Annotated in this window: 24 protein-coding genes; 8 read left to right on the forward strand and 16 right to left on the reverse strand. The window is 73.3% G+C overall.

Annotated elements, in window-relative coordinates; all coding sequences use genetic code 11:
• Window positions 1-32: 32 nt before the first annotated feature.
• Window positions 33-614 carry a DUF2269 domain-containing protein gene (locus AB0O82_RS00965; protein ID WP_363579418.1) on the forward strand — a complete coding sequence of 194 codons (582 nt, stop codon included), beginning with the start codon at window positions 33-35 and terminating at the stop codon, window positions 612-614.
• A gap of 24 nt (window positions 615-638) precedes the next feature.
• Here the strand turns inward: AB0O82_RS00965 and AB0O82_RS00970 are convergent, their stop codons facing one another.
• From AB0O82_RS00970 to AB0O82_RS00980, 3 genes are all read right to left on the reverse strand, one after another.
• Window positions 639-1,412, reverse strand: coding sequence for a peptidyl-tRNA hydrolase (locus AB0O82_RS00970; protein WP_363579420.1), 774 nt, complete (start codon window positions 1,410-1,412; stop codon window positions 639-641).
• Between the two features lie 149 nt (window positions 1,413-1,561).
• Window positions 1,562-2,101: a hypothetical protein gene (locus tag AB0O82_RS00975; protein ID WP_363579422.1), complete on the reverse strand. Its 540-nt coding sequence runs from the start codon at window positions 2,099-2,101 to the stop codon at window positions 1,562-1,564.
• Between the two features lie 86 nt (window positions 2,102-2,187).
• Window positions 2,188-3,120 carry a hypothetical protein gene (locus AB0O82_RS00980; RefSeq protein WP_350875123.1) on the reverse strand — a complete coding sequence of 311 codons (933 nt, stop codon included), beginning with the start codon at window positions 3,118-3,120 and terminating at the stop codon, window positions 2,188-2,190.
• Window positions 3,121-3,242: 122 nt separating this feature from the next.
• Between AB0O82_RS00980 and AB0O82_RS00985 the strand changes: the two genes are divergently transcribed.
• Together AB0O82_RS00985 and AB0O82_RS00990 are read left to right on the forward strand one after the other, a co-directional pair.
• Window positions 3,243-3,614 (forward strand): YbjQ family protein, encoded by a 372-nt coding sequence (locus AB0O82_RS00985; RefSeq protein ID WP_363579424.1) that lies wholly within the window; start codon window positions 3,243-3,245, stop codon window positions 3,612-3,614.
• A gap of 184 nt (window positions 3,615-3,798) precedes the next feature.
• A complete protein-coding gene (locus AB0O82_RS00990; RefSeq protein WP_363579665.1) occupies window positions 3,799-4,902 on the forward strand; it encodes an NAD(P)-binding domain-containing protein in 1,104 nt (367 codons plus the stop codon).
• Window positions 4,903-4,938: 36 nt separating this feature from the next.
• Here the strand turns inward: AB0O82_RS00990 and paaE are convergent, their stop codons facing one another.
• The 8 genes from paaE to AB0O82_RS01030 form a co-directional block, all read right to left on the reverse strand.
• Entirely contained in the window at window positions 4,939-6,141 is a 1,203-nt protein-coding gene (gene paaE / locus AB0O82_RS00995) for a 1,2-phenylacetyl-CoA epoxidase subunit PaaE (protein WP_363579426.1), read from the reverse strand.
• On the reverse strand, window positions 6,142-6,708 hold the full coding sequence (gene paaD, locus AB0O82_RS01000; RefSeq protein WP_363579428.1) for a 1,2-phenylacetyl-CoA epoxidase subunit PaaD: 567 nt from the start codon (window positions 6,706-6,708) through the stop codon (window positions 6,142-6,144). It lies immediately after the preceding gene.
• A complete protein-coding gene (paaC, locus tag AB0O82_RS01005) occupies window positions 6,702-7,619 on the reverse strand; it encodes a 1,2-phenylacetyl-CoA epoxidase subunit PaaC (protein WP_363579430.1) in 918 nt (305 codons plus the stop codon). Before paaC ends, paaD begins: the two co-directional genes overlap by 7 nt.
• Before the next feature lie 13 nt (window positions 7,620-7,632).
• A complete protein-coding gene (gene paaB, locus AB0O82_RS01010; RefSeq protein WP_030056311.1) occupies window positions 7,633-7,926 on the reverse strand; it encodes a 1,2-phenylacetyl-CoA epoxidase subunit PaaB in 294 nt (97 codons plus the stop codon).
• A complete protein-coding gene (paaA, locus tag AB0O82_RS01015) occupies window positions 7,923-8,978 on the reverse strand; it encodes a 1,2-phenylacetyl-CoA epoxidase subunit PaaA (RefSeq protein WP_363579432.1) in 1,056 nt (351 codons plus the stop codon). Before paaA ends, paaB begins: the two co-directional genes overlap by 4 nt.
• Window positions 8,979-9,284: 306 nt before the next feature.
• Entirely contained in the window at window positions 9,285-10,670 is a 1,386-nt protein-coding gene (locus AB0O82_RS01020) for a M20/M25/M40 family metallo-hydrolase (RefSeq protein ID WP_363579434.1), read from the reverse strand.
• A gap of 729 nt (window positions 10,671-11,399) precedes the next feature.
• Window positions 11,400-12,059 carry a response regulator transcription factor gene (locus AB0O82_RS01025; protein WP_363579436.1) on the reverse strand — a complete coding sequence of 220 codons (660 nt, stop codon included), beginning with the start codon at window positions 12,057-12,059 and terminating at the stop codon, window positions 11,400-11,402.
• Complete coding sequence (locus AB0O82_RS01030) at window positions 12,056-13,381, reverse strand: histidine kinase (RefSeq protein WP_363579438.1); 1,326 nt, start codon at window positions 13,379-13,381, stop codon at window positions 12,056-12,058. The genes AB0O82_RS01025 and AB0O82_RS01030 overlap by 4 nt, the downstream gene beginning before the upstream one ends.
• A 210-nt stretch (window positions 13,382-13,591) precedes the next feature.
• On the opposite strand from AB0O82_RS01030, the gene AB0O82_RS01035 reads away from it, so the two are divergent.
• From AB0O82_RS01035 to AB0O82_RS01050, 4 genes are all read left to right on the forward strand, one after another.
• Window positions 13,592-14,434 (forward strand): methyltransferase domain-containing protein, encoded by an 843-nt coding sequence (locus AB0O82_RS01035; RefSeq protein WP_363579440.1) that lies wholly within the window; start codon window positions 13,592-13,594, stop codon window positions 14,432-14,434.
• A 132-nt stretch (window positions 14,435-14,566) separates the two neighbouring features.
• Entirely contained in the window at window positions 14,567-15,580 is a 1,014-nt protein-coding gene (locus AB0O82_RS01040) for an aldo/keto reductase (RefSeq protein ID WP_363579442.1), read from the forward strand.
• 75 nt (window positions 15,581-15,655) lie between these two features.
• Window positions 15,656-16,243: a TetR family transcriptional regulator gene (locus AB0O82_RS01045; RefSeq protein WP_363579444.1), complete on the forward strand. Its 588-nt coding sequence runs from the start codon at window positions 15,656-15,658 to the stop codon at window positions 16,241-16,243.
• Between the two features lie 139 nt (window positions 16,244-16,382).
• Complete coding sequence (locus tag AB0O82_RS01050; RefSeq protein ID WP_363579446.1) at window positions 16,383-17,321, forward strand: ADP-ribosylglycohydrolase family protein; 939 nt, start codon at window positions 16,383-16,385, stop codon at window positions 17,319-17,321.
• An 87-nt stretch (window positions 17,322-17,408) separates the two neighbouring features.
• Here the strand turns inward: AB0O82_RS01050 and AB0O82_RS01055 are convergent, their stop codons facing one another.
• Window positions 17,409-17,675, reverse strand: coding sequence for a GlsB/YeaQ/YmgE family stress response membrane protein (locus tag AB0O82_RS01055; protein ID WP_350875097.1), 267 nt, complete (start codon window positions 17,673-17,675; stop codon window positions 17,409-17,411).
• 178 nt (window positions 17,676-17,853) lie between these two features.
• Between AB0O82_RS01055 and AB0O82_RS01060 the strand changes: the two genes are divergently transcribed.
• Window positions 17,854-19,098 carry a glycosyltransferase gene (locus AB0O82_RS01060; RefSeq protein ID WP_363579448.1) on the forward strand — a complete coding sequence of 415 codons (1,245 nt, stop codon included), beginning with the start codon at window positions 17,854-17,856 and terminating at the stop codon, window positions 19,096-19,098.
• Between the two features lie 121 nt (window positions 19,099-19,219).
• Here AB0O82_RS01060 and AB0O82_RS01065 read toward each other — a convergent pair whose 3' ends face one another.
• The 4 genes from AB0O82_RS01065 to AB0O82_RS01080 form a co-directional block, all read right to left on the reverse strand.
• Window positions 19,220-20,767 carry an NCS1 family nucleobase:cation symporter-1 gene (locus AB0O82_RS01065; RefSeq protein WP_363579450.1) on the reverse strand — a complete coding sequence of 516 codons (1,548 nt, stop codon included), beginning with the start codon at window positions 20,765-20,767 and terminating at the stop codon, window positions 19,220-19,222.
• 27 nt (window positions 20,768-20,794) lie between these two features.
• Window positions 20,795-21,826: a TIGR03842 family LLM class F420-dependent oxidoreductase gene (locus AB0O82_RS01070; RefSeq protein WP_363579452.1), complete on the reverse strand. Its 1,032-nt coding sequence runs from the start codon at window positions 21,824-21,826 to the stop codon at window positions 20,795-20,797.
• A 75-nt stretch (window positions 21,827-21,901) separates the two neighbouring features.
• Window positions 21,902-23,332 (reverse strand): dihydropyrimidinase, encoded by a 1,431-nt coding sequence (gene hydA / locus AB0O82_RS01075; RefSeq protein ID WP_363579454.1) that lies wholly within the window; start codon window positions 23,330-23,332, stop codon window positions 21,902-21,904.
• An 11-nt stretch (window positions 23,333-23,343) separates the two neighbouring features.
• Window positions 23,344-24,186, reverse strand: coding sequence for a nitrilase-related carbon-nitrogen hydrolase (locus AB0O82_RS01080; protein WP_363579456.1), 843 nt, complete (start codon window positions 24,184-24,186; stop codon window positions 23,344-23,346).
• Window positions 24,187-24,396 lie beyond the last annotated feature (210 nt).

The following is a 24,396-nucleotide window of genomic DNA, read 5'->3' on the forward strand; positions in this document are numbered from 1 at the left end:
CCCCTCCCCCGTCGTCTCCCGAAGGACCCCGTATGACCACCCCCGCCGCGTCCTCCGCGGCAACGCCCCGTCCGGGCACCCGGCAGCCCAAGAACTTCCGCCTCTCACCGACTGCCCGCAAGAGCGCGGTGGTCGTGCACATCGTCAGCTCGGTCAGCTGGCTGGGCCTGATGCTCTGCCTGCTCACACTCGGCGTGACAGGGCTGCTGACGGACAGCGCGGAGACCCTGCGCAGCGCCTACCGGATGATGCCGGTCCTCGGCGACGCGCTGGTCTTCCCGCTGAGCCTGCTCTCCCTGCTGACCGGACTGCTCCTCGCGCTCGGCACCCCCTGGCGCCTGTTCAGGTACCGCTGGGTTGCCGTCAAGTTCTGGCTCACCCTGGCCGCCACCGCCGCCTCGATCTTCGAACTCACCGCCCGGCTGCACGAAGCGGCCCACCTGGTGGACCAGCACCCCACCGGCACCATCGCGGACATGCACCTCGGATTCACCCGCTACAACCTGGTGATCATCCCGATCGTCGCGCTGTCGGTGTACGTCGCCAACGTCGTGCTCTCCGTCGTCAAACCGTCGGGACGCCACCATGCCCGTTCACGGCCCAGTGGCGGGTGAGCCGAGGCAGGGCCGAGCTCGCTGTCAGACCTCAGCAGTCCCCCGCAATGCCGGGTGGTCCGCGATCACCGTGCAGCTACCCGGCGCGATCTCGGTGAAGCCCGCATCCCGGACCAGCGGCAGACCGCTGGTGACCAGCCCCTCCCACGCCTCCGCCGGGGCCGTCCGCACCGCGAGCGCGAATCCGGCCTCGGCCCACTCCTTGCGCTGCGCCTCGTCCAGCCGCCACCAGGCCAGCTGGGCGGCGTGGCCGGTCTGCGCCATCGTCTTACCCGCGCTCATCTCCAGCTCCGGGTTGAGCCACAGCACCGGCAACCCGGGCTCAGGAGCGCCGACCTCGGTGGTCTCCTCCAAGTCCGTCCCGGAGACCTGGAGCTTGGCGAGGTCCTTCGGCCAGCCATCCAACGGCACCGGCGGAAACACCCGCACCTCGGCCTCCCGTCCGCTCACCGTGATCCCCGGCAGTTCGCCCGCCCGGCGCCACTCCCCGCCCCGGGCCCGCCGGACCACCTTGCGGATCCGGGCGTCCTCCCAGGCCTCGACCCGCTCCGCCCACTCGCCGTCCGTGTCGGTCACCCGCGAGTCGGACAGCAGGGTGAGCACCGCCCGGGCCGAGGTCTCCAGCGCGTCGGTCCGCCCGGGCGGCGTGGCCTTCTCCAGCCGGACGAGCAGCGGCAGCACGTACTGCGGCCGCGCGTCACGGTCCGCCGGGGCCGGGGCGTCGTCGGCAGCGGAAACGGGCGCCGGAGCGGAATCGGAAGCGGCATCGGGAGCAGGGGTGTCGAACGGAGAAGTCACCCGTCCAGCATGCCAGCCCCGCCACCCCGGTGATCACGCGGTGCCGGGAGCCCGTACGACCCGCCCCGAACCACCCGAGCCGCCGCCATCTCCACCCCCGTCCCTACACGCCCCTGCCCCTGCACACCCCCGCCCCCGCACACCGCCGCTCAGCGCAGCCGCTGCCGCAGTTCGTCGACGGCCGACCGGATGCCCGCGCTGTAGGCGTCCTCGGGGAGCGCGTCCAGGCTGCGCACGGCGCGTTCCAGCTGCTCGCGCGCGAGGTCGGGCTCGCCGAGCTTGAGGTGGTCCGAGGCCAGGTTGAGGTGCAGCGAGGGGTAGAACGCGCGCACCTGGAGGGCGGACTCGTAGGTCTGGGCACGCTCGGCGGTCAGCGAGTCGGCGGCGGCCAGCGCCCGCCGGTCCCACTCCAGCTCGTCCTGCGGATGGTCCTGTAGGTCGGCCAGGTAATGGGCGAGGACGCAGCGGTGGAAGACGTCGCCCCGCTCGCCGAGCGCCGCCCAGAGCGCCTCGAAGCTGGCCCGCGCCTCGGCCGTCCGCCCGCGCTGGGCGGCCTGCACGCCGTCCAGTCCGAGCGCGATCCGGGTGAGCACCTGGTCGTCCCGGCCCGCCGGACTGTCCGCCCGGGCCGGACCGTCCGCCCCGTCCGGTCCCCCGGGTACCGCACGCACATCAGACGTATCGGACATGCCCGCAGCCTAGTCGCCCACCCGTCGCAGCGCCCGAAGAGCACTTCGCACCATCCCGACCAGGGCCGACCCGGCCCGACGGCCGGTCAGCGCCGGTAGCCGCGCTGCGGGTCCCGCGCCTCCGCGTCCTCGTACGTCAGGAACCAGCCCTCCGGGTGCGTGGCCGCCAGCAGCACCTCGGTGCGCTGCTCGGCGCCCAGCTCCGGGTCGCCGTCGTCCGGTCCGTAGACGCCGAACAGTTCGTCGTGACAGCCGTCCCAGTCGTAGTCGTACAGGTCGGCCGGCAGGTCGCCCATCATGTCGGCCACCGACTCGGGCTGCGCGCCGAGCAGGGCCCGGGCGTCCACCAGGGCCATCCGCAGCCCGATGTCCTCGGCCAGACATCGCGGCAGCGGCCATTCACCGAGCGCGAGGTCGTCGGCCAGGTCGTCGAAGGCCCGGGCCATGGCGCGGCGCCAGTTCCGGTGCAGCCGCCAGGTGCGCTGGGGCAGGCGGGCGTAGACCGCCCAGTCGGCGTCCTCGCCGTCGACGACCGGGTCGTCACCGTGCTCGTCGAAGTCGTCGTAGGCGGCGTCGGCCAGGCCGATCAGCTGGGCGTGCAGGAGGCAGGCGGTGCGCGGGGTGAGGGTCCAGTCCGCGCCGGCGCCGCCGTCCTCGTCCTCGTCGCCCTCCAGCGGGAACAGCTCGGCGAAGTCCGGCGCGAAGTCCTCGGTGACGCTGATCTCCAGCGTGCCGCCGATCGCCTCGACCCCGGGGATCGCGGCCACCAGCCGGTCCGGGTGCAGCAGTGCGCCGAGCGCCGCGTTGGCGTCCTCGGAGACCTCGCGCAGCAGCTCGCGGCGCTGGCCGGCCGGGTCGACGCCCTCGAACACCAGCTCCTCGACGGCCCTGATCGCGGCGGCGCGCAGCGCCGGCCAGTCGGTGATCCGCAGGCCCAGCACCACCGTCGCCTCGATCTCCTGCGCGCCGGAGTCCTCCGCCGCGCCCGGCCCCTGTGGATGATCGCTTCGCTCGCCCATGGGGCTACGGTACGGCCTTTCGGCCGCCCGATCACCGGTCTGAACCAGCTTCTGGACCCCTTCTCGGCCATCGCCCGGCCCCGCCTCGATCACTCGGACGTACGACACGGCAGGATGGACCCATGGCTGACATCAACGAGTACGGCGGCGGGCAGGGCCCGAACGCCGACGTCCTGGTCGTGACCACCAACGACATCCCCGGCTTCCGGGTCGATCATGTGATCGGCGAGGTCTTCGGGCTGACCGTGCGCAGCCGCCACCTCGGCAGCCAGATCGGCGCCGGACTGAAGTCGCTGATCGGCGGCGAGCTGCGGGGCCTGACGAAGACCCTGGTCGAGAGCCGCAACGAGGCGATGCAGCGGCTGATCGAGCAGACCAAGGCGCGCGGCGGGAACGCGGTGCTGATGATGCGCTTCGACGTGACGGAGGCGGCGGACGTCGGCACCGAGGTCTGCGCCTACGGCACGGCCGCGGTGATCTCCCCGGCCGTCTGACGCGTCGCCCGCGCGGGGCGCCACGCGGCGGGACCGCAAGCACCCGCGGACGCGGGAACACCCGCCGCACCCCCGATGTTTCACCGGCGTGACTGTTTACGGTGCAACCAATGGCGGGCAGCGGCACGCGGACGTCCTGGTAGTGGACGTCCACGTGGTGGACGTCCACGTGGTGGACGTCCTGGTGGTGGACGTCCTGGTGGTGGGCGTCCTGGTGGTGGGCGCCGGACAGGCCGGACTGTCCGCCGCCTACCACCTCCGCCGCCGCGGCTTCGCCCCCTACCGGGCGGACGCCGACGGCGGCTTCGTCGTGCTCGACGCCAACCCCGCGCCGGGCGGCGCCTGGGCGCACCGCTCACCGTCCCTGCGGATGGCCACCGTGCACGGTTTCCACGACCTCCCGGACGCCGAACTCCCCGCGCCCGACCCCGAGGCCCCGGCGCGCGAGGTCGTGCCGGGGTACTTCGCGGCGTACGAGGCCCGGCACGCGCTCCCGGTCGTACGCCCCGTCGCCGTTCGCGCGGTGCGCGCCGAGTCGGACCGCCCGGACTCCCGGCTGCTGGTCGAGACCGACCACGGCACCTGGTCCACGCGGGCGCTGATCAACGCCACCGGCACCTGGACCCGCCCGTTCCTGCCCCACTACCCGGGCCACTTCGCCGGTCGCCAACTGCACTACGCCGACTACCGCGGCCCCGGGGAGTTCGCCGGCCGACGCGTCCTGGTGGTGGGCGGGGGCGCTTCGGCGATCCAGGTGCTGTCCGAGGTGGCTGCGGTCGGCGAGACGGTCTGGGTCACCCGGACCCCGCCCGTCTACCACGAGGGGCCGTTCACCCCCGAGTACGGACGCGCGGTGGTCGCCAAGGTCGAGGAACGGGTCCGGCAGGGCCTGCCGGTGCGCAGCGTGGTGAGCGTCACCGGGCTCGGCCCGTCCGTCGCCTACCAGCGTGCCGAGGAACTGGGCGCCCTGCACCGCCGCCCGATGTTCGACCGGCTCACCGAGCACGGCGTCGCCTGGGGGGAGGAGGAGCTGGCGGTGGACGCGATCGTGTGGGCCACCGGCTTCCGCCCGGAGGTCGGCCACCTGGCCCCGCTCGGGCTGCGCTCCCCCGGCGGCGGCATCGCGCTCACCGGCACCCGTGCCACCGCCGACCCGCGCGTCCACCTGGTCGGCTACGGCCCGTCCGCCAGCACCATCGGCGCCAACCGGGCCGGTCGCGCCGCCGTCAGCGACCTCGTCCACCTGCTCGGCGACCCGGCCAGGCTGCCCGCCCCGGCCGTGGTCTGAAGCAGTCGGGAGGGGAAGGGCGGGGCGGTCGGCCGCTCAGCGGTCGTAGTCGACCGTCACCCGGTCGGTGATCGGGCGGGCCTGGCAGGTGAGGACGTAGCCGGCAGCCAGCTCCTTCTCCTCCAGCGCGAAGTTGCGGCGCATCTCGACCTCGCCCTCGGTGACCAGCGCACGGCAGGTGCCGCAGACCCCGCCCTTGCAGGCGAACGGCAGGTCGGGGCGGGAGCGCTGGGCGCCGTCCAGGATCGAGCGGTCGCACGGCAGGGAGAGCGTGCTGCCGCGCCCGTCCAGGACGACGGTGACCTCGCTGTGCGGGCCGTCGGCCGCTCCCGCCGCGCCGTCCCGGTCCTCCGGTCGCTCGGACACCGGCTCGTCCTCGGCGTGGAACAGTTCCTGGTGCACGCGCTCGCCCGGCACGCCCAGCCCGGCGAGCAGTTCCTTCGCCCCCGCGACCATCCCGAACGGGCCGCACAGCCACCAGTGCCCGACGCTCCCGACATCCACCAGCGCCCCCAGCAGCGCCCCCACCCGCTCCGGGTCCAGCCGCCCGCTGAGCAGTTCGGCGTCACGGGTCTCCCGGGACAGGACGTGGACCAGCTGGAAGCGGCCGAGGTAGCGGTCCTTCAGGTCGGCCAGCTCGTCCGCGAACATCACGGTGTCGCTGCGCCGGTTGCCGTACAGCAGGGTGACGGTGGAGCTGCGGTCGGCGGCCAGGACGGACGCGGCGATCGACAGCATCGGGGTGATGCCGGAACCGGCCGCGAGCAGCACGTGCTCGGCCGGAACGCCGAGGTCGGGGGTGAACAGGCCCGACGGCGTCAGCACGTCCACCTCCTCGCCCGGCCCCGCGTCCCGGACCAGCCACCGGGAGAACAGCCCGCCGGGCACCTCCCGGACGGCGATCCGCAGCGGCCCGTCGGCGGGGGCGCAGATCGAGTACGAGCGGCGCTCGTCGACGCCGTCCACCACCTTGCGCAGCGTCAGGGTCTGCCCCGGCCGGAATACGAAGTCCGCCGCGAGCCCGTCCGGCACCTCGAAGGTCACCGCCACGGCGTCGTCGCAGAGCCGCTCGACCCGCTCGATCCGCAGCCGGTGGAAGGTCGGGCGGCGGGCGGGGCGCAGCGTGGACACCGCGGCCTCAGCGGGAGTGTCGGCGTGCGCGGCGGCGGAGGCTTCGGTCTGGGATGCGTCGGCCTGGGACGCGGCGGGCTGGGACGCGGCGGGCGAAGCGGCGGGCATTCAGATCTCCTTGACGCGTTCGAACGGCTCCCGGCAGGCGCGGCAGCGCCAGAGCGCCTTGCAGGCGGTGGAACCGAAGCGGGACAGCTCCTCCGTGTCCGCGCCGCCGCAGCGCGGGCAGGACACGGGGGCGGCTGCGGAGGCGAAAGCGGCAGCGGAGGTGCCGGCCGGAGCGGCGGTGCGGGTGGGACCGAGCGCGAGCGGGACCGGTCCGGCCACGTCGGCGGCGGAGGTCGGACGCGGCGGGGCGATACCCGCCTCGACGAGTTTGCGGCGGCCCTCGGCGGTGATCAGATCGGTCGACCACGGCGGATCCAGCCGCAGCCGGACCCGGACGTCCCGGTACCCGGCCGCGCGCAACCGGCGGTCCACGTCGGCGGCCATCTCGGCCACGGCGGGGCAACCCGAGTAGGTCGGGGTCAGCCAGGCGGTCACCGCGCCGTCGTCCACCGCCACCTCGGCCAGCACGCCCAGGTCGGCCAGGGTCAGCATGGGCAGCTCCGGGTCCGGCACGGCCGCCGCGACCTCCCAGGCCGTCCCGCGCTCCGTCAGCGCCGCGCTCACCACGTCGCCCCCGGGTGCGCGCGGGCCAGCACCTGGAATTCGGCGAGCAGCGGGCCGAGCGCCTCGGTGTGCACGCCGTCCCGGCCGGCCCGGCCGAGCACGGTGGCCAGCGGCCGCACGTCCGGTACGGTCAGCCCGGCCTCGGCGAGAACGGCGCCGAGCGAGCGCAGCACCGGTTCGCGCAGCACCGCCGGATCGGCGCCCGTCCGCAGCTCCACCGGGTGGGCCGTGAACAGTTCCTCCAGCAGCGGCCAGAGCGCGTCCAGCCCGGCCTGCATCCGCGCCGAGGAGTACGGCGTGCCGTCACCGAGCCGAAGCGTCCAGGCGGTGGCGTACTCGCGGTGGTACGCCAGCTCCTTGACGCCCCGGGCGGCGACCGCCGCCAGCACCGGGTCCGGGTGCGCGCTCAGCGCCTCGTACAGGGCGCAGCGCGCGGTGGCGAACAGCAGCAGCCGGGCGATCGAGTGGGCGAAGTCGCCGTTCGGGGCCTCGACCAGCCGGACGTTGCGGAACTCGTGGTCCTCCCGCCAGTACGCCAGGTCGTCCTCGGTGCGGCCGGAGCCGTCCGCCTGGCCGGCCCGGGTGAGCAGCAGCCGGGCCTGGCCGAGCAGGTCGAGGCCCAGGTTGGCGAGCGCGACCTCCTCCTCCAGTTCGGGCGCCCGGGTGCACCACTCGATCAGGCGCTGGGAGAGGATCAGGGCGTCGTCTCCGAGCATCAGGCAGTAGGCGGCGAGGTCCGCGCCGTCCACTCCGGCGGGCACGGCGGTGTCCACGCCGAGCAGCGGGTCGGCGAAGCCCGTCCCGTACGCCCAGCGGCCCTCGCCCTCGGGGCCGGGCGTGGCTTCGGCGAGGCCGAGGTAGACGTGGTCGTCGGCGTCGACGTCAGCGCCGGCCTGCGTGCTGTGGTCCTGCATGGCGGTTCCCCCGTCAGATGTGCGGGACATCCTCGGGGATGTCGTAGAAGGTCGGGTGGCGGTAGACCTTGTCCCCGCTGGGCTCGAAGAACGGGTCGCGCTCGTCCGGGGTGGAGGCGGTGATCGCGTCCGAGCGGACCACCCAGAGGCTGACGCCCTCGTTGCGGCGGGTGTAGAGGTCGCGGGCGGCGAGCAGGGCCATCCGGTCGTCGGCCGCGTGCAGCGAACCGACGTGGACGTGGTTCAGCCCGCGTCGGGGGCGCACGAACACCTCGTACAGCGGCCAGCCGGCCTTGGACTCGGTCACTTTCCGTTCTCCTGTTCCGTGGGCTCGCCCGTACGCCCGGGCTGCCCGGCTTCGACGGGCGGTTCGGATCCGGTGGGCTGCCCGGGTTCGGCGGACTGTTCGGCGCGGCGCTTGGCCGCGTAGGCGACGGCCGCCTCACGGACCCAGGCACCGTCCTCGTGCGCCGTCCGGCGGCGTTCGACCCGCTGGGCGTTGCACGGGCCCTGGCCGTGGATGACCCTGGTCAGCTCGGACCAGTCCGGCTCGCCGAAGTCCCAGCCGCCGCGCTCCTCGTTCCGGCGCAGCTCGGGATCCGGGAGCGTGACGCCCAGGTGTTCGGCCTGCGGGACGGTCATGTCGACGAAGCGCTGGCGCAGCTCGTCGTTGGTGTGCCGCTTGATTCGCCAGGCCATCGAGCGGGCGGTGTTCGGCGAGTCGGCGTCCGGGGGCCCGAACATCATCAGAGACGGCCACCACCAGCGGTCCACCGCGTCCTGGACCATCCGGCGCTGCGCCTCGGTGCCGCGCATCAGTGTCAGCAGCAGCTCGTAGCCCTGCCGCTGGTGGAACGACTCCTCCTTGCAGATCCGCACCATCGCGCGGGCGTACGGGCCGTAGCTGCAGCGGCACAGCGGGACCTGGTTGCAGATCGCGGCGCCGTCGACCAGCCAGCCGATCACGCCGACGTCGGCGAAGGTGAGGGTCGGGTAGTTGAAGATCGAGGAGTACTTCTGCCGGCCGGAGATCAGCTTCTCGGTCAGCTCGGCGCGGTCGACACCCAGGGTCTCGGCGGCGGCGTAGAGGTAGAGGCCGTGGCCGGCCTCGTCCTGGGCCTTGGCGAGCAGGATCGCCTTGCGGCGCAGCGAGGGGGCGCGGGTGAGCCAGTTGCCCTCGGGCTGCATGCCGATGATCTCGGAGTGGGCGTGCTGGGCGATCTGGCGGACCAACGTGGCCCGGTAGGCGTCGGGCATCCAGTCCCTGGGCTCGATCCGCTGCTCGGCGGCGACGACCGCCTCGAACCGGTCCTCCAGCGCCTGCGCGGGGACCGCCTCGGCCACCTCTGCTGTCACCACGATCACCTCTCGTGTCCCGCGCCGGCGCCCGCGGCGCCAACCGACTGACCGTTCGGTCGGTACCATTCTGCGCGGCAAGGTGGAGGGATGGCAAGGGACGCGGGTGAGGGGCGGGGTTTCGGGCGGCGGACAGTCGTCGACGGGCGGGCTGCCGCGAGCGGGTGGGCAACAAACAGATAACAGCTAACAGATTTCATTATCTGTTAGCTGTTATCTGTCAGCTGTTACTTGTCATCCGTCTTCTGTTCTCTGTTCCCTGCTCCCTGCTCCCTGTTCGCCGACAGCCCCCGGCCGCCGGCAGCCCGCTCAACCCTCCGTGCGGTCGCGCAGCCTCGGCAGCGGTACGGCGAGGAGCGCGGCCAGCAGGGCGATCCGGGGTGCCAGCTGGTCGAGCCGGATGTGCTCGTGCCGGGCGTGAGCACCGGCACCGACCGCGCCGAAGCCGTCCAGCGTCGGCAGCCCGCGCGAGCCCGGCAGATTGGTGTCCCCCGCGCCGCCCGCCGGACCGCCGTCCAGCTGCTGCCCGAGCACCGCGGCGAGTGAACGAACGTGCCGCAGCAGCGGGTTGCCGGTGCGCTCGGGCCACGCCGGACGGCTGGACAGCACCTCGGTCCGGACCCTGGCCCCCGGGCGCAGCGCGGTGAGCCGAGCCAGGTTGTCGAGCGTACGGCGCTGCGCCTCGACGGTGGAGAACCGCAGGCCGAGCTCGGCCTCGGCCCGGCCCGCGACCACGTTGGCCCGCGAACCCCCGCTGATCCGACCGGCGTTGAGCTCCGTCCCCGGCTGTCCCGCGAGGCCGCGGACGACGACGAGCTGGTCGACGAGTTCGTCGACTGCCGACACCCCGTCGTGGGCGTCGTTGCCCGCGTGGGCCTCACGCCCGGTGACGGTGAGCCGGACCCGGGTGCTGCCGCGCCGAGCCGTCTTCAACCGGCCGTCGGGGTGCGGAGGTTCGAGCCCGAGGACCGCGGCCGCACCGCGCAACTGGCGCTCGACCAGGCGCCGTCCGTCCGGACTGCCGACCTCCTCGTCGGAGACGACGACCAGCCGGACGGCGCGGTGCGGCCGCTGCCCGAGGTCGGCGAGCAGGGCGAACGCGCCTTCCAGGATGGCGAGTCCGCCCTTCATGTCGACGACGCCGGGGCCGCTGAGCAGACCGTCCTGCTCGGTGACCGGCCAGTCGGCGAGGGTGCCGACCGGCCAGACGGTGTCGTGGTGGCCGACGATCAACAGGTGCGGCAGGGTCTCGTCCTGCCCCTCCCACTCCAGGACCAGGTGGTCACCGGCCGGCCCGGGCTCGCGCCGCGCGGTGGCACCGGTGGCGCTGAACCCGGCGCTCAACTCCTCGGCGAGAGCGTCGAGTCGGGGCACGTCTCCGCTGGGCGACTCGATCCGGGCCAGGTCCGTGCACCGGCGCCGGACGGCCCCGGCCAGCGTACGGGCGCGGGTGCTGAGGGCCTGCGGCAGGCCGGGGAGTGCGGCGGTCGCGGCAGCGGTGGCCGAGGCTGTGACGGTGGCCGTGGCCGTGGCCGTGGCATGAGCGGTCGCGGTAGCGGTGAGGGCCTCACCGTCAGCAGCGGCCGGGAGGTCGACGGGGGCGCGGTCCGAGGCAGGGGCGGGCGCGGGGGCGGAGTCACCGTCGGGGGCGGCGGCACTCGGCGCGGCGGGCAACCCGACGATCTGGGGACTCAACGTTCGCCTCCGCGGCCGCTGCCGGTATTCAGCGGCCGGACCGGCCGGCCACCCCAACCCGGCTGCCAGGCCCGGCCGGACCGCGCCGATCGACCGGGATGGTGCCCGGCCCTTCGGAACGGACCGTCTGGCCCAAGTGCGGTGGAACGGCTGGGCGGCGTGCTTGGCATTGCGTCCTCCTCGCTCGATCCGGTGGCCCCGGTCCGCCCGGGGCCCCGTGGACGGCGGCTTCCTGACGGCGGGCGCAACGGGCCGGACCGCCGCAGGGAAGCCGAGATGTGAGCCTAGAAGAACCGTTCGGCTTCCTGCGAGGTGGCCCTGCTCCCAGCGTGCCGGGACCGGGCCCTCAGCCTCGGACACCCGTCGGAGAACAGCGGCGGGCACGCGGCGCGCGGGCCTGGATCGGCGCGCGGGCGCGGTCGCCGGATCGCGCCCATCTCCACCATGGACCCGCCGCCCGGGTTCGGCAGCGCAAACCGCCAAGGCGCGGGATTTCCACGCCGGATGGGTGACAACGGCTCAGCGCGCGGTACGAACCGGGAGCACGCGACCGGCTCAGGGGGAGCCCGGTCCGACGCCCCGGGAACACTCGCGTGAACACCGGACGACATGACACCCCACCCACCACCGCGCGCGCACCACCGGGCGTCGCGCATCGGCAGGACCAGCGACCACACGAGCCACGACGGCATCGCACCACCGCACCGCCCCACAGCGCCCGGTACCGGCTCAGGCGCCGTCCCCGACCAGCCCGGAATCGCGCGCGAGCAGCGCGGCCTGGACCCGGTTGCCGACGCCCAACCCGGTCAGGATCCGGCTGACGTGCGCCTTCACGGTGCTCTCGCGCATCCCGAGGACGCCCGCGATCTCCGCGTTGGAGAGCCCGTCGGCGAGTTCGCGCAGCACGTCGGTCTCGCGCGGGGTCAGCCCGGCGACCCGGTTGCGGGCGGCGACCGACCGGGGCGCACCGGTGCGGTGGTAGCGGTCGATCAGTCGCCGCGCGGCCGCAGGGTGCAGCATCCCCTGACCGCCGGCGACGACGTGGACGGCCCGGGCGATCTCGGCGGGCGGGGTGTCCTTGAGCAGGAAGCCGTCGGCCCCGGCGGCGAGCGCCTGGTACACGTACTCGTCGAGGTCGAAGGTGGTGAGCGCGATCACGCGCGGGGCGTCGGGCAGTTCGCGCAGGCGCCTGGTGGCGGCGATGCCGTCGAGCCTGGGCATCCGGATGTCCATGAGCGCCACGTCGATCCGCTGGCTGCGGGCGAGTTCGACGGCCTGCAGTCCGTCGGTGGCCTCGGCGACCACGGTGAGGGCCGGGTCCTGGGCGAGCAGGTCGACGAGGCCGAGCCGCACCAGCGCGTCGTCGTCGACCACCATCGTGCGGATCATGCGGCGTCCTTCGGCTGCGGGGTCGGGGAGGGGGCAAGGGCCGGAGAAGGCCCGGATCCGAGGCCGTGTCCCGGTCCTGGCACGGGTCCTGGCACGGTCCGCGGCGGGCGCTCCGGTGCGGGCAGGCGGGCTGCGAGCCGGAAGCCGCCACCACCGTCCGGTCCCGCGTCGAGGTAGCCGCCGAGCGCGTCGACCCGTTCGGCGAGCCCCACCAGACCGTACCCGCCGCCGGTGCCCGGCCCGTTCGGCGACGCCTCCCCCGGACCGTTGCGGACCTCGACGGTGGTTGCCGGGGCGCCGTAGCGGACCCGGACGGTGACGGGCGCGGCGTGCGCGTACTTGCGGGCGTTGGTCAGCGCCTCCTGGACCAGGCGGTGCACGGCCAGCCGGTGGGTGGTGGGGACGGTCTCCGGGTCGCCGGAGAGGGCCAGTTCGACCTCTTGCCCGGCCGAAGTGGCCTCACCGACGAGTTCGGTGAGGTCGCGCAGCGCGGGCGCCGGGACGCGCGCCGGGACGGGCACCGGGACGCGCGCCACCCGGGGCGGTGCGGCCGGCACCTCCTCGGCGGCCGGTGCTGTCGGCGGGTCGGCCCGCAGGGCGCCGAGGACGTCACGCAGGTCGTCGAGCGAGTGGGCGGCGGTGGTGCGCAGCAGTTCGAGGCGGTGGGTGAGCCGGTCCGGGTCGGCGGCGACGGTACCGGCGAGGGCCTGGTCGCGCAGCACCCCGGCGTGCAGCACCAGCAGGCTGAGGCGGTGGGCGAGCACGTCGTGCATCTCCCGGGCGATCCGGGCCCGTTCGGCGGCCTGGGCCCGTTCGGCGCGCAACTCGCGCTCCCGGCGCAGCGCGTCCACCTGCTCGTGCAGGGTGCGGATCAGCACCCTGCGGCCGTGCAGCCACAGGCCGAAGGACAAGGTCGCCGCCTGAACGAGGAGTTGGGATCCGGTGGTGCCCGCCCAGCCGACCAGCGAATCGGCTCGGGTCGCGCCCACCATCGCGATGAGGGCGCCGCCGGCCGCCGCCGGGCCGGTCCGGCCGAGGGAGGCGAGGTAGTAGACGCTGAACAGCCCGGGAAAGGCGCGGTTGAACAGGCCGCCGGTGAGCACCGGCAGGACGGCGGAGGCCATCGGGTAGCGGCGGGCGAACAGCAGGGAGAGCGAGGCGAGGACGGCCACGACGGTCCGGGGCAGCCGAAACGGCTCATCGGCGTGGACCCACTGGGAGAGGCCCTCCTCGGCGGTGAGCGCGAGGATGCCGAGCAGCAGCAGGGTTTCGCTCCACAGCCGGCGGCCCGGGCCGTACCAGCCCAACAGGCCTGCGCGCATCGGGCCGCTCCCGTCCTCTCGCATCGGGCTCCCTCCGCGCTCGCTCCGTCCGTCCGTCGCCTGTCCGTCCGTCCGTCCGGCTCGATGTTACGGGCGGGCGGCGGGCGGGTGCCCCCTTCTCCCGGGTACCCGCACCCTCGACTTTCGTCGGGGGTACGCGTCGCTCGTCGGCCGATTCGGGGTGCGGCGGGGCTGCCTAGCGTCGAAGGCATGACCACCGAACAGCTCCGCCCGCGCCCCGACTTCCTCACCCCGCAGCGCAGTTCACGGTCCGCCGGGGACCACCTGCTGTTCCTCGCCGAGGCCCTGCGCACCTTCCACGACACCGGAGCGCTGGCCCCGAGCGGTGAGGACCTCGTGAACGCCCTGGTGGTTCCGGCCACCAGCCGCCCGAATCGGCCGATCTCGGTGCTGGAAGTCGGCGCCGGGACGGGCGTGGTGACCCGCCGGCTGGCCCAAGTACTGCTCCCGGGTGACCGGCTGCACGTCGTCGAGGCGAACCCGCGCTTCGCCGACCGGCTGCGCGAGGACCCGGTGCTGGCCGCACGACGCCCGGGTGTCGCCCTGCGGCTGTCGGCCTGCCGGGTGGAGGAACTGCCCCAGGACCAGACGAACGTGACGGGCCGAGCCGGCGAGACGGACGAGCGGTACGACGTGATCGTGTCGGGCCTGCCGTTCACCAACTTCGAGCCGGCCCAGGTACGCCACCTCCTCGACCTCTACCTGCGGCTGCTTCTGCCCGGGGGCGAGCTGACGTACTTCGGCTACCTCGGCACGACGACGGCCCGCACCCTGTCCTCGGGGCCCCGGCAGAGCGCCCGCCACCGGGCAGTGGTGCGACTGCTGCGGCGGTTCGAGGCGGCGTACGGGCTGGGTGAGCGCACGGTGTGGCGCAACCTGCCGCCGGCCCGCGCCTACCTGCTGCGGTCACTGGGCGGGCGGGAGGACTGGGGTCCGGCCTCGCCGCCAGAGCCCCCGGCCGGCGAGGCCGCGGCCGGCGAGGCACTCGCGTACGAGAACCGCAGCCGGGCGGCCGATCGAGTCGGCGGGTGACAGATAACAGGTGACAGCTTTCAGATAACAGATAACAGACGACAGCGAACAGATTTTGAAATCTGTTCGCTGTCGTGTCATAGTGGACCCCGGGTCACCCCACCCATCGCCGCACCCACCCCTGGAGTCCCCGTGGCCACGACCTCCCGCCCCACGCAGCGCACCCTCGGCACCTCCGGACCGGTCACCTCCGCCCTCGGCCTCGGCTGCATGGGCATGTCCGACCTGTACGGCCCGGCCGACGAGGCCGAGAGCATCGCCACCATCCACGCCGCGATCGACGCCGGGGTCACCCTGCTGGACACCGGCGACTTCTACGGCATGGGCCACAACGAGCTGCTGATCCACGAGGCCCTGCGCGGCCGCGCCCGCGAGAGCGTGCAGATCAGCGTGAAGTTCGGCGCCCAGCGCGGCCCGGACGGCCAGTGGCTCGGCTACGACGCGAGCCCCGCCGCCACCAAGACCGCCCTCGCCTACACGCTGGGCCGACTGCGCACCGACCACATCGACGTCTACCGCCCCGCCCGCCTGGACCCGAACGTCCCGGTCGAGGAGACCGTCGGCGCCATCGCGGACCTGGTGAAGGCCGGCTACGTCCGTCACATCGGCCTGTCGGAGGTCGGCGCCGACACCCTGCGCCGCGCCGCCGCCGTCCACCCGATCAGCGACCTGCAGATCGAGTACTCACTGATCTCCCGCTCGATCGAGGACGCCATCCTCCCCACCGCCCGCGAGCTCGGCATCGGCATCACCGCCTACGGCGTGCTCTCGCGCGGCCTGCTCAGCGGCCACTGGGACCAGGGCCGCGCCCTGGCCGGCACCGACTTCCGTGGCCACAGTCCGCGCTTCCAGGGCAACAACCTGGCCCACAACCTCGCGCTCGTCGAGGCACTGCGCGCGGTGGCCTCCGCGAAGGAGGCGAGCGTCGCCCAGGTCGCCATCGCCTGGGTCGCCTCGCGCGGGGAGGACGTCGTTCCGCTGGTCGGCGCCCGCCGCCGCGACCGCCTCACCGAGGCGCTGGGCGCGCTGGACGTCACGCTCACCGCGGCCGACCTCGCGGCCATCGAGGCGGCCGTCCCCGCCGGCTCCGCAGCGGGCGACCGCTACGCTGCCGCCCAGATGGAGCACCTGGACAGCGAGCACTGACCCACCGGAACCGGCCCGACGGCCGGGGACGGCAGCACCACCCTCGACCGCACGACCCTAAGGACGGACCTCCCCGTGACCACGGACACCACACTCACCGCCGAGCAGATCCTGATCGCGGCGGAGGACGTCCTCCGGCGGTTCGGCCCGGCCAAGGCCACCGTCGTGGACGTCGCCCGGATCCTCGGCGTCAGCCACAGCAGCGTCTACCGCCATTTCCCGAGCAAGGCCGCGCTGCGCGAGGCGGTCACCCAGCGCTGGCTCGACCAGGCGCACCACCAGCTCGCCTTCATCTCGACCGAGGCCGGCTCGGCCGTCGAGCGGCTGCACCGCTGGCTGGTGACGCTGTTCGCGGCCAAGCGGAAGAAGGCGCTGGACGACCCGGAGCTGTTCGCCACCTACATGGTGCTGGTCGAGGAGAACAGCGGCATCGTCGAGGCGCACATCGACACCCTGGTCACCCAGATCGCCCAGATCGTCCAGGACGGCATGGAGAGCAAGGAGTTCAAGCTCGCCCACATCCTCTCCACGGCCCGCGCCGTCTTCGACGCCACCGGCCCCTTCCACGACCCGGCGTACGCGTCCTCGTGGTCCGAGCCGACCATCGAGGACCGTTTCGAGGCCCTCTGGAAGCTCATCCTCGGCGGCCTGCTCACCAAGTGACGCCCCTCCGAAGCCCCGGGCGCCCCTGAACCCGGACACCGACGGCCGGGCTCGCCGGCACCGGAGCGAAACCCGGTCGCCGACGGGCCCGGCCGTCCGGCAGACTGCCGCGCACGGTTGATCTCACTTGGAGGACGACATGCGTCCGGCCCGTCCGACCCCTCCGGCCCGTCCGACCCTGGACAGTCTGCAGGGGCTCGCCCTCGGCGACGCCTTCGGCGACCGCTGGTTCTCGGCCCCGCTCGACGAGGCGCCCGCCGCGCTGGCCGCCCGCCGGCTCCGCCCGGCGCCCTGGCACTGGACCGACGACACCGCGATGGCGCTGGTCCTCGTCCGCCACCTGGCCTCCTGGGGCGAGGTCCGACAGGATGCGCTGGCCGGCGAGTTCGCCGAGGAGTACGCCCGCGAGTACGGGCGCAAGTACGGCCCGTCGATGCACCGGGTACTGCGTGAGATCGGCGCCGGCGGGGACTGGCGCGCCATCACCTCGCTTCAGTTCGAGGGTCAGGGCTCGTACGGGAACGGCGCCGCGATGCGGGTCGCCCCACTGGGCGCCTGGTTCGCGGACGACCTGGACGCCGTCGCCCGGCAGGCCGAACTCCAGGCACTCACCACGCACTTCCACCCGGAGGCGGTCGCGGGCGCGGTGGCAGTCGCCCTCGCCACGGCACTCGCTGTCCGCAGCCGGGGCCAAAACCCGCCCGACCGTGCCGAGTTGCTGGCAGAGGTGGCCGGGCGTCTGCCGGACGGCGAAGTGCGCTCCGGTCTACGGATCGCCGCCCGGCTGCCCGGACACACGAGCGTCCGGCAGGCCGCCAACGTACTCGGCTCCGGGTTCATGATCTCCGCCCCGGACACCGTCCCGTTCGCCCTCTGGTCCGCCGCCGGGCACCTGGACTCACTGCCCGAGGTCATCTGGCACACCCTGGAGGGCTGGGGCGACATGGACACCACCTGCGCGATCGCCGCCGGGGCGGTAGCCGCTCGCACCGGCCTCGCCGAGGTGCCGACCGCCTGGCTGGCCGCCCGCGAGGACCTGCCGGAGTGGGTCGCGGAGGCGTCGGCACCGACGCGCTGAGCCGAGCCGGCCGCCCCGTGGGCCTGGCCGGCTCGGCTGTGCGACACCGTGTCCGCGTCGGCGCGGGGCCGGTTCCCGGCGCTCGGGCTAGCGTCGGGAGCTGCCGAACACCAGCCGGTAGATGATCAGCAGCACCAGGGCCCCGCCGATCGCCGACACCCAGGTCGCCATGTCGAAGAAGTGCGCCGTCACCGACCTGTGCAGGAAGTGCGAGGCGATCCAACCGCCCACGAAGGAGCCGGCGATACCGATCAGGGTTGTCACGATCAGGCCGCCCGGGTCCTTCCCCGGCAGCAGCAGCTTGGCCAGTGCCCCCGCCAGCAGGCCAAGCACGATCCACGCGACGATGCTCATCTGTCCCTCCCGTCCACGGCGCGGCGGCCCCGTTCCGCCGCTCTGCCAGGAAGGACGCCGCCCACCACCGCCCGGTTCCGGCGCCGCGGAAGCACCGGCCCGAACCGGCCACCCCGGACCGGGCCGCTCCGGGCACGGCACCTTTCCGGCGGGGCGCCCGCGCCGGGATACTGCGGCCATGCGCATCCTGATCGCCACCGCCGGATCCCGGGGCGACGTGGCCCCGTTCACCGGGCTCGGCGCCCGCCTCCAGGCGGCCGGCCATCAGGTGGCCGTCGCAACCCACGCCACCTTCGCCGCCTCGGTGCGGACCGCAGGGCTGGAGTTCCGCCCGCTGCCGGTCGACCCGCGCGCCGAACTCGCCTCCGCCGAGGGGCGGCGCCTGCTCCAGGCCGGCACCGGACCTCGCGCCGTCCTGCAACTTCTACAGCTGGGGCGGAAGTTCATGCCGGAGCTCGCCGACGGCATCGCCGACGCCACGGCACTCGGCACCGACCTGCTGCTCACCACCAGCACCACCAGCCCGCTCGGCCAGGTCGCCGCCGAGGCTGCGGGCATTCCCAGCATCGGCCTACACCTCCAACCCCTCTCCCCCACCAGGGAGTTCGCGCCCGCTGTCACCGGTGCCCGCTCACTCGGCCGCCCGGGCAACCTGCTCGCGGGGCACGCCGTCCAGGTCGCGACCGACCAGCTCTTCGCCCCCGCCGTACGCGGGCTGCGGCGCCGCCTCGGCCTACCGCCGCTCGGCGCCGCCCACGCCAGGCGCAAGTACCCCGTCCTGCACGGGTTTTCGCCCGCCGTGGTCCCGCGGCCCGCCGACTGGCGCCCGGGGCTGGACGTGGCCGGTTACTGGTGGCCGGTACGGGATCCGGGCTGGCACCCCCCGGCCCGACTGCTCGACTTCCTCGCCGCCGGACCGCCTCCGGTCTTCGTCGGCTTCGGCAGTCTGGTCGTCCCCGACCCCGGCCGGCTCACCGCGACGGTGGTCGCCGCGGTCCGCGCCGCCCGGGTCCGGGCCGTCCTGCAGTCGGGCTGGAGCGACCTCGGAGCCGGCGAGGCGGAGGACGTCCTGACCATCGGCGACGCCCCGCACGACTGGCTGTTCCCCCGCATGGCCGCCGTGATCCACCACGCCGGCGCCGGCACGACCGCCGCCACCCTGCGCTGCGGCACGCCGGCCGTACCGGTACCCGCACAGCTCGACGCCCCGTTCTGGTCCGACCGGCTCACCCGCCTCGGCGCCTCCCCCGGGCCGGTACCGCTGCACGCCCTCACCGCCGCACGCCTCGCCGCCGCCATCCGCCAGGCCCTCGACGACCCCCGCTACCGCGACCAGGCCCGGGCGGCGGCCGCCAGGCTCGCGGCCGAGGACGGTGCGGCGAAGGTGCTGGCGGCCGTCGACCGGGCAGCGACTGGCGAATGACAGCGGGCAAACGGCAGTGAACAAGTAACAGCGAACAGATAACAGATTTCGAAATCTGTTATCTGTTCGCTGTCATCCGTCCGCTGTTATCTGTTCGCTGCTATCCGTCCGCTGTCACTTGTCAGCCGTCCGCCGCCGTCCGCCCGTGGCGCCCGCCCACCCGCCGGGCACCCGGGACAGCGCCCAACACGAGGTACAGCACCGAGGCCGACCCGAAGCCGACCGCCCAGCCGTAGTCGGCCAGCGGCTTGAACACGGGCAGCAGCCCGTCCGCCGGGAACGGCCCGCCGTACGAGCCACCGATCGCCAGGACGCCCCCGACCAGCAGTGCCGTCACCGCCCGCCAGTTCCACCCGCCCGCGTACCAGTAGGCCCCGCCCGGCTGGTACAGCTCGGCGAGTTGCAGCCGGGTGCCACGCAGCACCCAGTAGTCGGCGATCAGGACCCCGGCCACCGTCCCGAGCAGGCCGCCGACCACACCCAGCCAGGTGAAGATGTACACGTGCGGGTCGGAGATCAGCCTCCACGGGAAGATCGCGATCCCGACGACGCCGGTGATCAGCGCCCCGGTACGGAAGTCGACCAGCCGGGGCAGCAGGTTGGCGAGGTCGTAGGCCGGCGAGACGACGTTGGCGGCGATGTTCACCGACAGCGTCGCGATCAGGACGGTCAGCAGCGCGAACAGGATGCCGACCGGGTTCTCCATCTTCGCGGCGAGTTCGATCGGATCCCACACCGGTGCGCCGTAGACGGCCTGCGAGCCGGAGGTGACGAGGACGGACAGCAGCGCGAAGAGCGTCATCGTGGTCGGCAGGCCGAGCGCCTGCCCGCGGATCTGGGCGCGCTGGCTGCCGCCGAAGCGGGTGAAGTCGGGGATGTTGAGCGACAGGGTCGACCAGAACCCGATCATGCCCATCAGCGCTGGGAAGAAGACCTTCCAGAACCCGCCGCCCCAGCCCAGTTCGGACGGCTGGTCGAGCAACGGACCGAACCCGCCCGCCTTCACGGTGATCCATGCCAGCAGCGCCAGCGCGCCGACGATCACGAACGGCGCGGCCCAGTTCTCGAACCGCCGGAGGGTCTCCATCCCACGGGCGATGATGGCCATCTCGATCAGCCAGAACAGCAGGAACGACACCCACTGCGTCCATGGATAGCCGCCGAACTCCGCTGCCGTGCGCCAGGATTCTCCCAGCAGCTTGCCGGCCAGCAGGAAGATCCCCTCGCCGCCGATCCAGCTCTGGATGCCGAACCAGGCGCAGGCCACCGCCGCCCGGATGAGCGCGGGCAGGTTGGCGCCGCGCAGTCCGAACGCGGCCCGGGCGAACACCGGGAACGGAATGCCGTACTTCGTCCCGGCGTGCCCGGTGAGCAGCATCGGCACGAGCACCACGAGGTTGGCGAGCGCGATGGTCAGCACGGCCTGCTTCCAGTCCATGCCGAGCGCGACGAGCCCCGAGGCGAGCGTCCAGGACGGGATGTTGTGGGCCATGCCGACCCAGAGCGCCAGGAAGTTGTAGGTGGTCCAGGTGCGCCGTGCCACCGGGACCGGCCGCAGGTCGTCGTTGGTGAAGCCGTTGGACGGCAACTCTCCTGCGGCCGGTTCGAGTTCGACCCGGCCGTCGGAGTGATGCCGCTGCCCGCCGCCGCTGGTCGCGGTGTCGGCCATGGTCAACTCCCCTCCGCGTGAATGGCGTTACGTCTGGGGTGGGCGGGACAGGTGCGGGATGACGTCGGTCCCGTAGGCGTCGATGGTGGCCTCGACGGCGTCGTGCATGGCGTAGACGGCGAACTGGTCGACGCCGAGGGAGCGGAGGTGCTCCAGACGGGCGAGATGGGCCTGCGGCGGGCCGATGAGGCAGAAGCGGTCGACGATCTCGTCCGGCACGAAGGCGGTGTCGGGGTTCCCGGCCCGGCCGTGGTGGCTGTAGTTGTAGCCCTGGCGGCCCTTGATGTAGTCGGTGAGGGCCTCCGGGACGAGCTCGGAGTGTGCGCCGTAGTGGCTGACCAGGTCGGCCACGTGGTTGCCGACCATCCCGCCGAACCAGCGGCACTGCTCCCGGGCGTGGGCGAGCGCGGCGGGCGAGTCGTCGGCGGTCACGTAGGCGGGGGCGGCGACGCAGATGGTGACGGCGTCCGGGTCCCGGCCGGCCTCGGCCGCGGCGGACCGCACCGCTTTGACCATGTACTCGGTGAGGTACGGGTCGGCCAGCTGGAGGATGAATCCGTCGGCCTGACGACCGGTCAGTGCGAGCGCCTTCGGCCCGTATGCGCCCATCCAGATGGGGAGTTGGGCGCCTGGGCCGACCCACGGCAGGTGCATCTCGGTGCCGTCCACCTCGACCGTCCGCCCCTCGGCCAGCTCCTTGATGGCGTGCATGGCCTGGGAGAGCCGGGCGAGGGTGGCGGGGTGGCGTCCGGCGACCCGCATGGCGGAGTCGCCGCGGCCGATGCCGCAGACGGTGCGGTTGCCGTACATGTCGTTGAGCGTGGCGAACAGGGAGGCGGTGACCTCCCAGGTCCGGGTGGAGGGGTTGGTGACCATCGGTCCGACGGTCAACCGCCGTGTCTCGGCGAGGATCCGGCTGTAGATGACGAACGGCTCCTGCCACAGGACGCAGGAGTCGAAGGTCCAGCCGTGGCTGAACCCGGCCTGTTCGGCGCGGATCATCCGGTCGATGAGCAGGCGGGCGGGCGGGTCTGTCTGCAGGACGAGGCCGATGTCCATGGTGGCTCCGGGGAGGGTGGTTCCGCCGCCCGGGCGGTCGTGCGCACAGGCCCGGGCGGCGGCGCGGGAGAGTGGTCAGGTCAGGTACTGGCAGGTGTCGCGGCGCAGGAACGTGCCGTGGCCGGCCCGGCCGAGCCAGGTTTCGCCGTCCAGCACGACGGTGCCGCGCGAGAGCACGGTGCGGGCGCGGCCGGCGAGTTGGCGGCCCTCGTACGCCGAGTAGTCGACGTTCATGTGGTGCGTGGCGGCGGAGACGGTCTGCACGGCGGTGGGGTCGTAGACGACGAGGTCGGCGTCGGCGCCGGGCGCGATGGTGCCCTTGCGCGGGTGCAGCCCGAACATCCGGGCGGGCGTGGTGCAGGCGATCTCGATCCAGCGCCGACGGGTGATGTGCCCGTCCACGACGGCCTGGTGGAGCAGGTCCATCCGGTTCTCCACGCCGGGCAGGCCGTTGGGGATCTTCGAGAAGTCGCCGCGGCCGAGTTCCTTCTGCCCGGTGAAGCAGAACGGGCAGTGGTCGGTGGAGACCACCTGGAGGTCGTTGGCGCGCAGTCCGCGCCAGAGCGTCTCCTGGTGCTCGCGCGGCCGAAGCGGCGTGCTGCACACGTACTTGGCGCCCTCGAAGCCGTCGGCACCGGTCTCGGCGAGGTTGTCGGTGGAGAGGAACAGGTACTGCGGGCAGGTCTCGCCGAAGACGTTGAGCCCGGCGTCGCGGGCCTGGACGAGCTCGGCGAGGGCGGCGGCCGCGGAGACGTGGACGACGTAGAGCGGGCTGCCGGCGACCTGGGCGAGCTTGATGGCCCGGTGGGTGGCCTCGGCCTCCAGGAGTTCGCGGCGGACCTCGCCGTGGTAGCGGGGTGCGGTGTGCCCGGCGGCGAGGGCCTGTTCGACCAGGACGTCGATGGCGATGCCGTTCTCGGCGTGCATCATGATCAGCCCGCCGTTGACCGCGCCGCGCTGCATGGCGCGCAGGATGCGGCCGTCGTCGCTGTAGAAGACGCCGGGGTAGGCCATGAAGAGCTTGAAGGAGGTGGACTCGCCGGAGTCGACGAGGGCGTCCATCTCCTTGAGGACGCCCTCGTTGACGTCGGAGACGATGGTGTGGAAGGCGTAGTCGACGGCGCAGTTGCCGTCGGCCTTGGCGTGCCAGGTGTCCAGGCCCTCGCGCAGCGAGCCGCCGACGGACTGCACGGCGAAGTCGACGATGGTGGTGGTGCCGCCCCAGGCAGCGGCCCGGGTGCCGGTCTCGAAGGTGTCGGAGGCCGAGGTGCCGCCGAAGGGCAGTTCCATGTGGGTGTGGGCGTCGACGCCGCCCGGGATGACGTAGTGGCCGGTGGCGTCGATGACGGTGTCGGCGCTCCAGGCCTCGGCGGTGGAGCTGCCGGTGGTGGCGAGGGCGGCGATGCGTTCGCCCTCGATGAGGACGTCGGCGTGGAGTTCGTCGGCGGCGGTGATGACGAGGCCGCCGCGGACGATGGTGCGCTGGTGCGGGTCGCGGGTGGTCATCGCGCTGCTCCTCAGGCCTCGGCGAGCGGTCCGTAGGCGTCGGGGCGGCGGTCCCGGTAGAACGCCCACTGCTGGCGGACCTGTTCGATCAGGCCGAGGTCGAGGTCGCGGACGACGAGCTCCTCCTCCTTGTCGGAGGCGACGTCGCCGACGAACTGGCCGCGCGGGTCGACGAAGTAGGAGGTCCCGTAGAAGTCGTTGTCGCCGTACTCCTCGGTGCCGACGCGGTTGATGGCGGCGACGAAGTACTCGTTGGCGACGGCGGCGGCGGGCTGTTCCAGCTGCCAGAGGTAGGCGGAGAGGCCTCTGCTGGTGGCGGAGGGGTTGTAGACGATCTGCGCTCCGGCCAGGCCCAGGGCGCGCCAGCCCTCGGGGAAGTGGCGGTCGTAGCAGATGTAGACGCCGACCTTGCCGACGGCGGTGTCGAAGACGGGCCAGCCGAGGTTGCCGGGCTTGAAGTAGTACTTCTCCCAGAAGCCCTTGACCTGCGGGATGTGGTGCTTGCGGTACTTGCCGAGGTAGCTGCCGTCGGCGTCGATGACGGCGGCGGTATTGTAGTAGACCCCGGCCTGTTCCTCCTCGTAGACCGGGACGACGATCACCAGGCCGAGTTCACGGGCGAGGTCCTGCATCCGGCAGACGGTGGGGCCGTCGGGGACGGCTTCGGCCCAGCGGTAGTGCTCGGCTTCCTGGACCTGACAGAAGTACGGGGCGTTGAAGACCTCCTGGAAACCGATGATCTTCGCGCCCTGGGCGGCGGCCTCGCGGGCGTACCGCTCGTGAAGGGCGATCATGCTCTCCTGGTCGCCGGTCCAGCGGGTCTGGACGAGCGCGGCACGGACGATCTGCGACATGGATACCTCCGCAACTCCGCCGCCCGGCCATGGGGTCGGGCCTGCGGTCTGAGGGTTGACGGGGCGGGCGGGTCTCGTCTGCGGACCGCCGGGGATCCGCAGGGGTCTACGTGCGTAGAAAGCGGTCTGTAGACCGTAGGCCGGGCCTCGGTGGCCTGACAATACGTTGGCGGTAACGCATCTGGGGCGATCTCGTGACGCGGACACGCA

This window comes from Kitasatospora sp. NPDC088264 (assembly GCF_040685715.1).
In the GTDB taxonomy this organism is placed as follows: domain Bacteria; phylum Actinomycetota; class Actinomycetes; order Streptomycetales; family Streptomycetaceae; genus Kitasatospora.

What these genes read in the sequence shown, in the direction of transcription:
- AB0O82_RS00985 (WP_363579424.1), top strand. Translation starts at nt 3,243, where the DNA reads ATGGCTGACATCAACGAGTACGGCGGCGGGCAGGGCCCGAACGCCGAC.
- AB0O82_RS00980 (WP_350875123.1), bottom strand. Translation starts at nt 3,120, where the DNA reads ATGGGCGAGCGAAGCGATCATCCACAGGGGCCGGGCGCGGCGGAGGAC.
- paaE (WP_363579426.1), bottom strand. Translation starts at nt 6,141, where the DNA reads ATGCCCGCCGCTTCGCCCGCCGCGTCCCAGCCCGCCGCGTCCCAGGCC.
- paaC (WP_363579430.1), bottom strand. Translation starts at nt 7,619, where the DNA reads ATGCAGGACCACAGCACGCAGGCCGGCGCTGACGTCGACGCCGACGAC.
- AB0O82_RS01025 (WP_363579436.1), bottom strand. Translation starts at nt 12,059, where the DNA reads ATGATCCGCACGATGGTGGTCGACGACGACGCGCTGGTGCGGCTCGGC.
- AB0O82_RS01030 (WP_363579438.1), bottom strand. Translation starts at nt 13,381, where the DNA reads ATGCGCGCAGGCCTGTTGGGCTGGTACGGCCCGGGCCGCCGGCTGTGG.
- AB0O82_RS00965 (WP_363579418.1), top strand. Translation starts at nt 33, where the DNA reads ATGACCACCCCCGCCGCGTCCTCCGCGGCAACGCCCCGTCCGGGCACC.
- AB0O82_RS01055 (WP_350875097.1), bottom strand. Translation starts at nt 17,675, where the DNA reads ATGAGCATCGTCGCGTGGATCGTGCTTGGCCTGCTGGCGGGGGCACTG.
- hydA (WP_363579454.1), bottom strand. Translation starts at nt 23,332, where the DNA reads ATGACCACCCGCGACCCGCACCAGCGCACCATCGTCCGCGGCGGCCTC.
- AB0O82_RS01070 (WP_363579452.1), bottom strand. Translation starts at nt 21,826, where the DNA reads ATGGACATCGGCCTCGTCCTGCAGACAGACCCGCCCGCCCGCCTGCTC.
- AB0O82_RS01050 (WP_363579446.1), top strand. Translation starts at nt 16,383, where the DNA reads ATGCGTCCGGCCCGTCCGACCCCTCCGGCCCGTCCGACCCTGGACAGT.
- AB0O82_RS01035 (WP_363579440.1), top strand. Translation starts at nt 13,592, where the DNA reads ATGACCACCGAACAGCTCCGCCCGCGCCCCGACTTCCTCACCCCGCAG.
- AB0O82_RS01060 (WP_363579448.1), top strand. Translation starts at nt 17,854, where the DNA reads ATGCGCATCCTGATCGCCACCGCCGGATCCCGGGGCGACGTGGCCCCG.
- AB0O82_RS01080 (WP_363579456.1), bottom strand. Translation starts at nt 24,186, where the DNA reads ATGTCGCAGATCGTCCGTGCCGCGCTCGTCCAGACCCGCTGGACCGGC.
- AB0O82_RS00975 (WP_363579422.1), bottom strand. Translation starts at nt 2,101, where the DNA reads ATGTCCGATACGTCTGATGTGCGTGCGGTACCCGGGGGACCGGACGGG.
- AB0O82_RS01065 (WP_363579450.1), bottom strand. Translation starts at nt 20,767, where the DNA reads ATGGCCGACACCGCGACCAGCGGCGGCGGGCAGCGGCATCACTCCGAC.